The 12,375-nt window shown below is 49.4% G+C and carries 11 protein-coding genes; all 11 read left to right on the top strand.

Annotation, left to right across the window (positions count from 1 at the left end):
* Positions 1–728: putative LPS assembly protein LptD (locus tag AB1690_01560; GenBank protein MEW6013986.1), on the top strand; the 728-nt coding region annotated here is incomplete at its 5' end.
* Positions 729–857: 129 nt separating this feature from the next.
* Positions 858–1,133, top strand: coding sequence for an HU family DNA-binding protein (locus AB1690_01565; GenBank protein ID MEW6013987.1), 276 nt, complete (start codon positions 858–860; stop codon positions 1,131–1,133).
* Positions 1,134–1,241: 108 nt separating this feature from the next.
* Positions 1,242–3,536 carry a DNA translocase FtsK gene (locus tag AB1690_01570; GenBank protein MEW6013988.1) on the top strand — a complete coding sequence of 765 codons (2,295 nt, stop codon included), beginning with the start codon at positions 1,242–1,244 and terminating at the stop codon, positions 3,534–3,536.
* A 26-nt stretch (positions 3,537–3,562) separates the two neighbouring features.
* Entirely contained in the window at positions 3,563–4,183 is a 621-nt protein-coding gene (locus AB1690_01575) for a hypothetical protein (protein ID MEW6013989.1), read from the top strand.
* A gap of 7 nt (positions 4,184–4,190) precedes the next feature.
* The gene (gene rimO, locus AB1690_01580) at positions 4,191–5,513 is read left to right on the top strand and encodes a 30S ribosomal protein S12 methylthiotransferase RimO (protein ID MEW6013990.1); all 1,323 of its coding nucleotides are present in this window, start codon (positions 4,191–4,193) and stop codon (positions 5,511–5,513) included.
* Between the two features lie 3 nt (positions 5,514–5,516).
* The gene (locus tag AB1690_01585) at positions 5,517–6,161 is read left to right on the top strand and encodes a lytic transglycosylase domain-containing protein (protein ID MEW6013991.1); all 645 of its coding nucleotides are present in this window, start codon (positions 5,517–5,519) and stop codon (positions 6,159–6,161) included.
* Positions 6,158–6,943, top strand: coding sequence for an outer membrane protein assembly factor BamD (gene bamD, locus AB1690_01590; protein MEW6013992.1), 786 nt, complete (start codon positions 6,158–6,160; stop codon positions 6,941–6,943). The genes AB1690_01585 and bamD overlap by 4 nt, the downstream gene beginning before the upstream one ends.
* Complete coding sequence (nadD, locus tag AB1690_01595; protein MEW6013993.1) at positions 6,921–7,526, top strand: nicotinate (nicotinamide) nucleotide adenylyltransferase; 606 nt, start codon at positions 6,921–6,923, stop codon at positions 7,524–7,526. Before bamD ends, nadD begins: the two co-directional genes overlap by 23 nt.
* Positions 7,523–10,252, top strand: a complete 2,730-nt coding sequence (gene polA / locus AB1690_01600; GenBank protein MEW6013994.1) for a DNA polymerase I — start codon at positions 7,523–7,525, stop codon at positions 10,250–10,252. Before nadD ends, polA begins: the two co-directional genes overlap by 4 nt.
* Positions 10,253–10,264: 12 nt before the next feature.
* Positions 10,265–10,846 carry a dephospho-CoA kinase gene (coaE, locus tag AB1690_01605; GenBank protein ID MEW6013995.1) on the top strand — a complete coding sequence of 194 codons (582 nt, stop codon included), beginning with the start codon at positions 10,265–10,267 and terminating at the stop codon, positions 10,844–10,846.
* Positions 10,847–10,931: 85 nt separating this feature from the next.
* The coding region (locus AB1690_01610; protein ID MEW6013996.1) for a 1-deoxy-D-xylulose-5-phosphate synthase N-terminal domain-containing protein at positions 10,932–12,375 on the top strand (1,444 nt) is incomplete at its 3' end.

The raw sequence follows: 12,375 nt of genomic DNA on the forward strand, positions 1-12,375 counted from the left end.
GCAGTTTCACCGGCGCCGGTGGGGGTGGCGCCAAGCAGGAGGCGTTGTCCTTTTCGCTTCGTCAGCTCTTCCAGGCTAAAGTGAAAGCAGGCGAAACCACTCGTAATTACGACCTCTTGAGCGTCAATAGCTCCCTTACATATAATTTTGAGGCAACGGGCCGCAAGTTTTCGGAAATAAGCACCACGGGGCAGATTTCGCTTCTGAAGAATGTCCGGATGTCGGCCTCTATGACTCATGACCTGTACAGGCCAGGAACCGATGTTCTCCGATGGCAGTCACCGTATCTAACTTCTTTTAGCATCTCTTCTTCATTCAGTACCGGCGGCGTCCTGGAAGAATATGACCCGCTCAGCCAGGTCTCGGGCACGCCAGGAGCCGCAAAATCATCAGATATGAAGCAAAGTTGGAGTTTTTCGGTGTCCCATTACTATTCGGAACGGGGTAGAGCCTCGGCTTTCAGCAAAATCCATAATGTCAGTTTCAATTTGCGGATAAATCTCACTTCGAAGTGGAAAATAAGTTATTACCAGGGGTATGATATTGTTCGCGACCGGACTATCTCCCGGCGGGTGGAGGTGGAACGAAATCTGCACTGCTGGCAGGGGTATTTCTACTGGATTCCGGATGGCTCCAACCAGGGATATTATTTCCGGATAAACGTCATCTCTATTCCTGATATCAAATTTGAGAAGTCGGAATCGGGCATCCGAAGCGCCTTCCTGTAGCAGGGCAGAGGGACGGCGGTCGATTTTTTTAAGACAAGAGAAGCATTTTTTTATTGACAAAACAGGCAATTCGGCTGATTTTTTTATAGGGAAAAAGTCACATCAACTCTAAACACAAAGGAATGCCTCATGACCAAAGAGGAAATGATTGCCAAGATTGCCAAGGACGCTAAGATCAGCAAGCGTCAGGCAGCGACTGCCCTCAGCAGCTTCTTTGAGAATGTTGCGGGTGACCTCAAGAGAGGGAAACGGGTCAGTTTCGTAGGTTTTGGGACTTTTACGGTGGCGCGCCGCAAAGCCCGTGTCGGACGGAATCCGCAGACCGGCGCCAAGATTAATATTCCGGCAATGAAAGTTCCCCATTTCCGCGCCGGGAAAGCCTTAAAAGAGGCCGTGAGAAAGTAGTAACGGCTCTTTTTGATTCTACAGGGCAGGGCGCTATACCTGCCCTGTTTTATTTTTGTTGATTAGAAGCGGGAAAAGGCATAAGTTATTTATCTGGAATAGAAGAATATGGCGTCATCTAAGAATAAAAACAGAGCCGACAGACGGAAAAGGAGCATTCTTGGAATTCTGCTGGTGTTGCTGGCATTTCTAATACTGGCATCGCTGGCAACTCATACCGCCACCGATGATGACACCCTCCTTGCGGAAGGGAATCCTTTCCAGAGCAATTTTCAGAACAGCGTTGGCACCGCGGGGGCATATTCCTCTTACCTCCTTTTCTTTTTCTTTGGCTGGCTGGCTTTCTTCCTCCCATTGATTCTGATTTATGTTTCTCTAATGCTGTTTTCTTTCGACTGGCGCCGCAAAGCTCGGCCGGCCCTCTGGTGCAGCCTTATTATTTCCATCCTGGCGACCATGGTCGCCAATGTCACTATGCTCGGCGGCAGCGCGACTCAATATGATTTCACCGATACAAGTGGCGGTTACATTTTTCACTACCTGACCCGCTTTCTAATGCAGGCGACCGGCGGTGTCGGCTCATTTATTTTATTGAGCGCCGGAATTCTGATTACCGCTGTCGTCCTGGCATATTCCTATCTGAGCGAGTCATCCCGGATGGGCTTTTTGAAAGCCTTAAATCCTCTTCGTCTAATAAAATGGGCAGCCATTAAGGCTTATGAGTTGCTGAAAAGCATCTTTCGGGCGATGAAACCCAGGAAAAAAGAAAAAAAGAAAAAGGTTAGATTGGAGAAAGATAGAGAGCAGGAACTGATATTGCCCGCTGAAGGAGAAATCGACGCTGACGATATCCCCGATTCGGAACGAGAGGAAACTGCTGCAGAAGGCAAGAAGGCGCGGCAGAAGATTACCCTCAAGCAAAAACCGGCCAGAATTGGACAGGAAGTGGGTGATTACAAATTCCCCGGATTGGAACTTCTGAATGACAATCCGGATGAAGGGGTATTGGTTGACCCTGAAGAGCTGGCTATGACAGCGCGGGCGTTGAAAGAAACGCTGGAAACATTTGGCGTGACAATAGACGGCAATATTGACAAATATCCCGGTCCGGTCATCACACGATTTGAATTCAAGCCTGCCGCGGGAGTAAAAGTTCATCAGATAACCAATCTTTCCGATGACCTGGCTCTGGCGCTTCGGGCGAAACGAATCAGAATTATTGCCCCGATACCGGGAAAGGCGGCGGTTGGGGTCGAAATACCAAATCACAAAGCGCGGACGGTGTTTCTCAAGGAAATCATAAATTCGGATATCTATACCGACGGGCGAATAAGACTGCCGCTGGCGCTTGGCAAAACCATATCCGGCAAACCGTTTGTGGCGGACTTAGCCAGGATGCCGCATTTGCTGATAGCGGGGGCCACCGGCTCCGGCAAATCAGTCTGCATTAATGCGCTCATCACTTCGCTTCTATACAGATTACATCCGAAGCAGTTAAAATTTATATTTATCGACCCCAAAATGCTGGAGTTGTCGGTCTATTCCGGGCTTCCATTTCTGGCGCGGCCCGTGGTAACAAATCCCAAGCGGGCGGAAAAAGTCCTGGCAGATGCGGTGGCGGAGATGGAGGGTCGTTATAAGAAGTTGGCGGGGCAGTCGGTCCGAAACATTGAGGATTATAACGCCCGTCAAAAGGACCCCGAAGAAAAGATGCCGTACATCGTGATAATAGTCGATGAGCTGGCTGATATGATGATTGCCTCGGCCTCATCGCGTATAGAAATGCTTATTACCCGTCTGGCGCAGATGGCGCGGGCGGTCGGGATTCATCTGGTATTAGCCACTCAGCGACCGTCGGTCGATGTCATCACCGGCCTGATTAAAGCCAATTTCTCCGCCCGAATTGCCTTTCAGGTGGCATCCAAGATTGATTCGCGAACGATTCTTGACGGCAACGGAGCCGAGAAACTTCTGGGAAACGGCGATATGCTGTTTCTGCAGCCGGGACAACCGGAGCCGGTGCGGATTCATGGCGGGTTCATATCGAGCGAAGAGACCGACCGGATAGTAAAATTCATAAATGCCCAGTTCCCGACGGCAGAAAAAGTCGAAGGAGAAAAGCCGGAAGAGACCTCGGCCGACAGTGACGAAGATGATGTTGACCTCGATGACCCGCTCTTTTTGGAAGCAGCGGAGACGGTGATTCGTCATAAGCAGGGCTCAGTTTCTCTTTTGCAGAGAAAACTCGGAATCGGGTATCAGCGGGCAGCGCGGCTGATAGACAAACTGGAAGAAGCCGGGGTAGTCTCGGCTTATGACGGCAGCAAAGCCCGGGAAGTGCTGGTGGACCGCACCTATCTGGAGAGGCTCTCCTCATCCCGGTCCCTGACTGACAAAAACTAAAACCGTTATCCGGCGTATAATCAATTATGAATTACAGGCAGATTTTCAGGGCGCTCTGTTTTCTCCTGATATTCTTTTCTTCCCTGTCTCTTGCAGGGGATGATCTACTGGAGAATATCAAAAAGGATTGGAGCGCCGCGAAATTGATTCGTTTTGACGTACTAATTGCCGTTGAATCGGAGGTCTTCAAAACTGTGGACTCGACATCGGGGAATATTGTTATCGCCGAGGATGGCCGCTATCGCGCCAATATTGGCGATGAGCTGTTTCTTTTTGACGGCAAATGTATCTGGGAAGTTTCCTTTGCCAATCTGCAGGCAACCCGTCAATGTCTCAAGGAAGGCGAGCGCTTTGAGAATCGCTTGATTTTCCTCAAAGATATTAATTCCTATTACAGGACGGCGTCATCTATAAAAGGGGATGGCTACCTGCTGGTCAAAAACCAGGGGATAGGAGAGGCGCTGCCCGACAGTATCAATCTCTATCTTGACCGTAAAGCGGGCAGAGTTTCACTTCTTGAATATTATGACTTAAATTCGGAAAAGAACACCGTATTTCTTCACGATGTCAAATTGCAGTCGGAAGTTGAGGATAAGATTTTTGAATACCTTCCCTCTGATTCGATAGAAGTGATTACTCTACCTTGAGAGACGGATGAAATTCTACATTAAGAAACTGGGGTGTCCGAAAAACGATGTTGACGGCGATTATATTGCCGGAAGACTGGTTCAGCAGGGACATGAGTTAGTCCCCTCCGAAGAACTTGCCGATGCGGTGATTGTCAATACTTGCGGCTTCATCCTTCCCGCAAAGGAGGAGTCAATCGCCGCCATTCTCGGATATGAGAAATTGAAGAAAAGCCGCCGCATCTCGCGTTTGTACATAACCGGTTGCCTTTCTCAGCGGTACGGGGACGAGCTGCAAAAAGAGCTGTCGCATGTTGACGGCATCTTCGGCCTGGGGCAGCTGGATAAACTGGCGGAGGCCTTCTCCAATGGCGCGAATGGAGACTCAGTTCCAGTCAGCACTCCGTCCAAATCCCTTCGTTATATTGCAGGCAAAGAAAGATTCACCGACAAGGCTATCCCGTATGAGTACGTTAAAATCTCAGATGGCTGCGACCGTTTTTGCAGTTTTTGCGCCATTCCACTAATCCGAGGAAGACATCGCAGCCGACCGATTCAGGAGATAGTGGAAGAAGCGCGCTTTCTGGCAGAGTCCGGAAAAAAGGAGCTCATTCTGGTCTCGCAGGAAGGGAATGCATACGGACGAGATTCTACGGATGGTACAAGCATTTTGACCCTCCTGGACAAACTTGAAGAAATCGCCGGTCTCGCCTGGATACGCCTGATGTATCTTCATCCGGAGGCAGTCACCGATGCCTTGATTGCCCGTCTTTCCCAATCGGATAAAACTCTTGGCTATTTTGATATGCCCTTGCAGCATATAAGTGATTCCATTCTCAAGAGCATGAACCGTCGGGTTACCAGAAAGCAGATTGAGACTATCCTTGCCAAAATTCGGTCGCATTCAAAACAGAATATAATCCGCACCACGTTTATCACCGGGCTTCCGGGCGAGACTGAAAAAGAATATGAAGAGCTTAAGAATTTCATAGTCGAATTTGAATTTGACCGCCTGGGAGTCTTTAAGTATTCGCTCGAGGAGGGGACACGGGCGGCGCGGATGAAGGGACAGGTGCCGGAAGAGTTGAAAGAAGAGCGTGTGGACGAACTTATGACCCTGCAGCAGGAGATAGCCTTCAGGAAAAATATTGCCTTGATTGGCGGCATTCAAGAGGTTATCATAGATAGCGTGAGTGACAATTCGCCGGCCGTGGGACGCACTCGCGGCGACTGCCCCGATATTGACCAGCAGGTTTATGTTTCGGGCGATGATGTGAAGGTCGGCGATATCTTGAGAGTGCGGATAAATATGGTCGACGGTTACGACCTGATCGGTTCGGTCGCGCGGTGATTTATGATTAAGTACGAAAAGCTCGGTATCTTTCTATCGAAGCCGATAGCTCTGCTGTTTGTGCTGGTTTATCTCTTCCAGTCGGCGTTTATCATCTATCTGGTGCAGGACAAGTTTGACCTGCAGCGTCAGATTGACTTTCAGCAAAAGCGAATTTCGGAGCTGGAGGAGAAGCTTCGGATATTGCAGGTCATCGAGGATTTTCAGATCGGATTTACCGATGACGAGAAGAAGGAATTAGTCGAGGTGATATCGTCGGAATGCAACAAGTACGACTATGACCCGATGTTTCTGGTTGCCCTGATACTGACGGAATCGTCATTTCGCCGCAACCAGGTTTCCGAAAAAGGGGCGCGGGGACTAATGCAGATTCGTCCCCTAACCGGGCAGAGCCTTGCCGACAAAATCGGCATTGACTGGGAGGGCGACCGAACCCTGCATCACCCCGAACTGAATATCCGCATGGGGTCACTGCATCTGTTCGAGTTGATTTTGAAGTTTAAGGATGTTCGAAAGGCGTTGATATCATATAATCTGGGAGAGACGGCACTGCGCGACCGAATGCGCCTGAACCAGCCGCTTCCTAAATCGTACCTCAACAAAGTGATGAAAAACTACGAGATGCTAAAGGAGCGATACAAGACTTGAGAATACCTAAATTAGCCGGGCTAATTCTTTTGATAGGCATGATTTTCGGATGCGGCAGTCCCGGGATAAAAACAGCCGACAATGCTCAGGAGCAATTCCAATTAGCCAAGAGAGAATTTGACAAGAAACATTACTTGAAAGCGATTGAAGGGTTCCAGAAGGTAATATTTAATTTTCCCGGCGCTACGGTGGTCGATACCGCTCAGTATTACTTAGCCCAATCCTACTTTCAGAATGAAGACTATGCCCTGGCGGCGGTGGAATTTAACCGTCTGATCAGCAATTACCCCAAATCGGATTTTGTTGATGACGCCCAGTATATGGCCGGTGTCTGCTATTTCAAGAGCACCCCGGGTCATTACGCTTTGGACCAGGAAGACCTTAAGAAAGCGATTTCGGCGATGGAAGATTTTATAGTTGACAACCCCGATTCCCCGCTTCTTGAGTCGGCGCGGGAAGTGATACTAAAGGCGCAAACCAGACTGGCGCACAAAGAATATGAGAACGGCATGCTTTACTGGAAAATGTCGGACTTGGTTGCCGCCGAAATCTATTTTCAATTGGTGGTTGACGAATATACCTCGACCCCTTACGGAAGTCTGGCTCTGTTCAAACTGGGAGAAGTGAACTATCGCCTGCAACGGCTCGCGACGGCACTGGAGAAGTTCAACAGCTTCCTGTCGATATACCCCACCCATGAACTGGTTCCGGAGGCGAAAGAATATATCGCCAGAATAACTCCGCAATTGGATAGCGCAAATGTTGCGGACGGCTCCAAATAGCGGCTCTCGCTGGGGTCTTTTGGGGGGGCTGTTTGACCCGATTCATTACGGACATCTTATCCTGGCTCAGGCGGCGTATAATCACTTTAAGTTTGACGGATTGATATTGCATCCCAGCTTCAATCCGCCGCATCGCGCCCAGCCGCCGGTGGCATCCTTTGAAGACCGCTGTCTAATGACTCGTCTTGCTCTCGAGGGGCATGAAGTTTTCCAGTCTTCCGATTTTGAAAAGGAACTTAAGAGCCCCGGATATACCATTGCCATAATTGACTACCTGAATCTCAAATTTCCGGGGGTGCAATGGCATCTGATTCTGGGAGCGGACAATATCACCCAGTTTGACCGCTGGCATAAACCGGAAGAACTGGTGAAGCGGGTGAAGATTGTGGTTGGCAATCGCCCCGGATATGATGACCAGTTTGCCGCATCCCCCTGGGCGAAATACTTTGAGAGATTTCCCATGCCGCAGGTGGAGATTTCCTCGACTATGATTCGCCAGATGGTCAAGGATAAGAGGTCTATTCAGTATCTCGTGCCGGAGGAAGTGCGACGGCTGGTGCTCAGCCGGGGTCTGTATCAATGAAAGAGCGGACGTTATTTCTTGTCGATGGCTCGGCAATTTTCTACCGCGCCTTTTTTGCTTTCATTAGAAACCCGCTCATCAACTCCAAAGGGGAGAATACCTCGGCGACATTCGGTTTTCTGAATTCGCTTCTCAAGGTGATAAAGGATGAAAATCCTGACTATATGGCGGTGATTTTCGACACCAAAGCGCCCACATTCCGCCATCAAATGTACGGCGAATATAAATCAACGCGCGCCAAAATGCCCGAAGAATTGGTGGAGCAACTGCCGCGCATCAGAGAAGCGGTGGAGGCGCTCAATCTTCCGGCGCTGGAAATGGAAGGATATGAAGCGGACGACATTATCGGGACTCTGGCAAAGGAAGCGGAAGCCGCCGGAATGAATATCTGGATTGTCTCGGGTGACAAAGACCTTTTCCAGTTGGTGTCTGACCGGGTGAAGATTTACAATCCGCAGAAAGGGGCGCTTCCTCCGGAGAAATTGGACCGTGAGGGAGTGATTGCCAAATTTGGCGTGCCGCCGGAGAAGGTCATTGATACTCTGGCGCTGATGGGGGATTCATCGGACAATGTGCCGGGGGTGCCGGGAATCGGTCCCAAAACCGCCATTTCTTTGATTGAAGAATTTGGCAGTTTGGAGGCGGTGCTTAAAAATCGTTCACAGATTAAAGCCAAAGGTGTGCGGACAAAAATAGAGGAAAATGTCGATAAGGCGGAACTGTCAAAAACTCTGGTTACCTTGAATACCTCCGTGCCGATAAAATTCTCTCTGGAGAATCTGAAACGGGGAGAGATAAATTTTGAGAAAGCAAAGAAGCTTTTTCTGGAGATGGAGTTCGGCTCTCTTCTGAGTTTGCTGGCAAAAGAGAAAGGGGGTGACCTCTTTTCTCCGGGAGCCGATATTTCCCCGCCGGAAACAAAGGCTAAAGTCAGTTATCGGACGGTAGATACAATTGATAAACTTCGTGAGGTTCTCCAAGAATTATCCCGGAAAAAGGAAGTGGCTGTCGATACCGAGACAACCTCGCTTGACCCTCTTTCCGCTGAACTGGTCGGAGTCTCGCTCTGCGGCGAGGCCGGGAAGGCCTACTATTTGCCTCTGGGGCATAAGGAACGGGAGCGGAATCTCCCTTTAAATGAAAGTAAACATCAGCTATCTTCATTCTTGACCGACAAGAAAATCCAGAAATTCGGACAGAATATAAAGTACGACCTGGAGGTGCTTCACCGCAGCGGACTCGATATTGAGCCGATCGGATTCGATACCATGCTGGCGTCTTATGTGATTAATCCCTCGGGTCGCCAGCACAATCTGGATCATCTGGCTTTCGAGTATTTCAATTATCGGATGCAGCCTATAACCGACCTGATCGGAACCGGAAAGAAGCAGTTATCTTTTGCGGAGGTTGATGTTGACAAGGCGACCTTTTATTCGGCCGAGGATGCCGATTATACTTTCAGGTTGCGCGGTGTGCTGGCGCCGAAAATCGAGGAATTGAAACTTCAGAATCTATATTACAACGTTGAGTTACCGCTGGTGAAAGTGCTGGCGGCGATGGAAGAAACCGGGGTGCGGGTTGATGCCGATTATCTGGCGGCAATGTCGAAGGAGATTGATACCCTGCTGGAAAAATTGACCGCCGATATCTATGTCGAAGCCGGGCATGAATTCAATATCAATTCAACGCAACAACTCTCGAAGGTTCTGTTTGAAGAACTGAAACTTCCCTCGAAGGGGAAAACGGCCAAGAAGACCAATCTTTCAACAGACGTGCGGGTTCTGGAAGAGCTTGCTGCCGTGCACGACCTGCCGCGGCTGATTCTCGACTATCGTCAGTTGACCAAGCTGAAAAGCACCTATGTTGATGCCATACCAAGGCTGATAAATCCTCGCACTGGTCGCGTGCATACCTCTTTTAATCAAACGATAGCGGCGACCGGACGGTTGTCATCGACCGACCCCAATCTGCAGAATATTCCGATTCGGACTGAAATTGGACGGAAGATTCGCAAGGCATTTATTCCGGGAGACCGCGACTGTTATATTCTCTCGGCCGATTATTCGCAAATAGAATTGAGAATCCTCGCCCACTATTCGGAAGACCCCAAACTTATCGAGGCGTTTCAGAATCATGAAGATATTCATGCCCGGACGGCGGCGGAAGTTTTTGGCGTACCGATGGAGAGGGTAACTCCGGAGATGCGGCGTCAGGCAAAAACGGCCAATTTCGCCGTCATCTATGGCGTGACCGCTTACGGTTTGTCGCAACAGACGGAACTCGATGTCACGCAATCTAAAGATTTCATTGATACATATTTTGCCCGCTACCCCGGTATCAAAAAATATATGGAAAGTACCATTGAATCAGCCCGAAAGCTGGGGTATGTTACCACCCTTCTAAACCGAATCAGGTATCTACCGGAAATAAACGCCAAGAATTTCCAGGTTCGTCAGTTCGCCGAGAGAACGGCGATAAATACCCCGATACAGGGAACCGCCGCCGATATGATAAAGATAGCGATGATTCGGGTCTACGACAAAATAAAAGACTGGCGCTCCCGCTTGATTCTGCAGGTTCACGACGAACTGGTCTTTGATGCTTACGAAGAGGAGATGCCCCGGCTCAAGGAAGTAGTCAGAAACGAAATGGAGGGGGCGTTAAGACTGCGCGTTCCGATAGTGGTCGATATCGGTGTAGGCAAGAACTGGTTAGAGACGAAATGAGGCGGATTTAGAATGTTGCTGGGATTGACCGGAAGAATCGGAACCGGGAAAAGCGAAGTAGCCAGAATTTTGAAGCAGTTTGGCGCATTAGTGATTTCGGCCGATGCCATCGGCAAAGCGGTCGTAGATAATAAGCCGGCTGTACTCAAGAAACTGGTGCGCGGATTTGGCGAAGGGATAATAGATAAAAAAGGAAAATTGAACCGTCGTAAATTGGGACGTCTGGCTCTGGCTAATGAAGAAAGCCGACGACGGCTCAATGAGATTGTCCATCCCTTTCTACTGAGAGAACTTGACCATCAGGCTAAAATCTCATTGAAACGCAATAGAATAGTGGTTGTAGATGCCGCTTTGCTCATCGATTGGGGATGGCAGAAGAAAGTCGATAAAGTTATTCTGGTCCAGGCTCCGGATCGCATATGCCTTGAGCGGCTTCTTAAGAAGGGATATTCGGTTGCTGAGGCCCGGGCAAGATTAGGTTCGCAGCTGCCTGATTCTGTTTTGAAGGAACATGCCGACATTATCATATCCAATAGCAAATCCCTTGATGTTCTGCAGGTTAAGGTCAAGCGGGCGATGCAGCGTCTGCTCTGAAAAAGGGTTGACTTTGACTTCAGAAGTAATATATTCTCCGTACATTATGTTAAAAAATTCACAATCTTGAGGATGCGGAGGTACGATGCCACTCCTTGATTCCAAGACCGGAAAGATATTGAAAGATTACACTATAGAGGAATTGAAAGAGCGCGCCAATTATATGCGCGGGCTGGATATGCTTTCTCTCTGCTCGGGCCAGTCGGGTCATTCCGGCGGCACCTTATCGATGATGGATATTCTGTCCAGTCTTTATCTCAAAGTCGCCAGGCACGACCCAAAGAATCCGGCCTGGGATGAAAGGGACCGCATAGTCTGGTCGGCAGGACACAAAGCGCCGGCGCTATATGTCGCTCTGGCCGTTTCAGGATACTTTCCGGAGCAGGAACTGGCAAAATTGCGAATGCTGGGCGCCCCGTTTCAGGGACATCCCCATCGGAAAGACCTCGCTGGGGTAGAGATTTCATCCGGCTCTCTGGGCCAGGGATTGTCCGTCGCGGTAGGAATGGCTTTAGCGGCGAAACTCGACAATAAAAAGCACAGAGTCTTTGCCATTACATCCGATGGCGAACATCAGGAAGGCTCTATCTGGGAAGCGGTAATGGAGGCGGGGAATTTCAAACTTAACAATTTTATCAATATCATCGATTTCAACCGTCTTCAGATTGATGGCTTAGTCAAGGAAGTCCAGGATATAGAGCCGCTGGTTGATAAATATAAAGCCTTCAAATGGGATGTTATCGATATTGACGGCCATAGTATTGAGCAGATTGTTCCAGCGCTCGAAAAAGCCTGCCAATCGATAGAGAAACCGACCCTTATTCTGGCTCGCACCATTAAGGGGAGGGGGGTCAGTTTCATGGAGAATGTTGTCGGCTGGCACGGAAAACCACCCAACAAAGATGAGATGTTGAAGGCGCTGGTGGAACTCGGTTTGTCGAAGCGCTTTGATATAGAAGCCTTCATGAAGGTGGGAAAAGACCATCAGGCGATGATTGAGAAGAAACTTGATGCCAAAATACCGAAGTTCTCAAAGGATTACTGGTGGAATAAGCAAGAATTAATGAAAGTGGAGATGGACCCGACCCGAAAAGGGCTGGGACGGGCATTGGATGAATATGGCGGCGATGAACGGGTAGTTTGCATCGGCGCTGATATTTCTGATTCAATTACGATTTCCGACTTCTATAAGAATCATCCCGAGAGAAAGAGAAGATGGATTTCGGTCGGGGTCGCGGAGCAGGGGGGAACCACGGTTGCGGCCGGTCTGGCAAAAGAGGGGAAACTTCCGGTTTTCGGAACCTATGGGGTCTTCTCCTCGGCGCGTAACCTTGACCAGCTGCGGGTTTCGGTCTGTTACGGGGACTTCAATGTTCTAATAGTTGGCGCTCATGGTGGGATTTCCGTGGGTCCGGATGGCGCCACGCACCAGGAATTGGAGGCGTTGTTTCAATTGTGCGGCTTACCAAATATGAAAGTCGGAGTGCCGGCCGATTCCGTTGAAACCAAAAAGATGACAAAGGCGATGC

The sequence above is a fragment of the Candidatus Zixiibacteriota bacterium genome (assembly GCA_040753495.1).
GTDB lineage: Bacteria > Zixibacteria > MSB-5A5 > GN15 > PGXB01 > DYGG01.

What these genes read in the sequence shown, in the direction of transcription:
- AB1690_01565 (MEW6013987.1), top strand. Translation starts at nt 858, where the DNA reads ATGACCAAAGAGGAAATGATTGCCAAGATTGCCAAGGACGCTAAGATC.
- AB1690_01570 (MEW6013988.1), top strand. Translation starts at nt 1,242, where the DNA reads ATGGCGTCATCTAAGAATAAAAACAGAGCCGACAGACGGAAAAGGAGC.
- AB1690_01575 (MEW6013989.1), top strand. Translation starts at nt 3,563, where the DNA reads ATGAATTACAGGCAGATTTTCAGGGCGCTCTGTTTTCTCCTGATATTC.
- rimO (MEW6013990.1), top strand. Translation starts at nt 4,191, where the DNA reads ATGAAATTCTACATTAAGAAACTGGGGTGTCCGAAAAACGATGTTGAC.
- AB1690_01585 (MEW6013991.1), top strand. Translation starts at nt 5,517, where the DNA reads ATGATTAAGTACGAAAAGCTCGGTATCTTTCTATCGAAGCCGATAGCT.
- nadD (MEW6013993.1), top strand. Translation starts at nt 6,921, where the DNA reads ATGTTGCGGACGGCTCCAAATAGCGGCTCTCGCTGGGGTCTTTTGGGG.
- polA (MEW6013994.1), top strand. Translation starts at nt 7,523, where the DNA reads ATGAAAGAGCGGACGTTATTTCTTGTCGATGGCTCGGCAATTTTCTAC.
- coaE (MEW6013995.1), top strand. Translation starts at nt 10,265, where the DNA reads ATGTTGCTGGGATTGACCGGAAGAATCGGAACCGGGAAAAGCGAAGTA.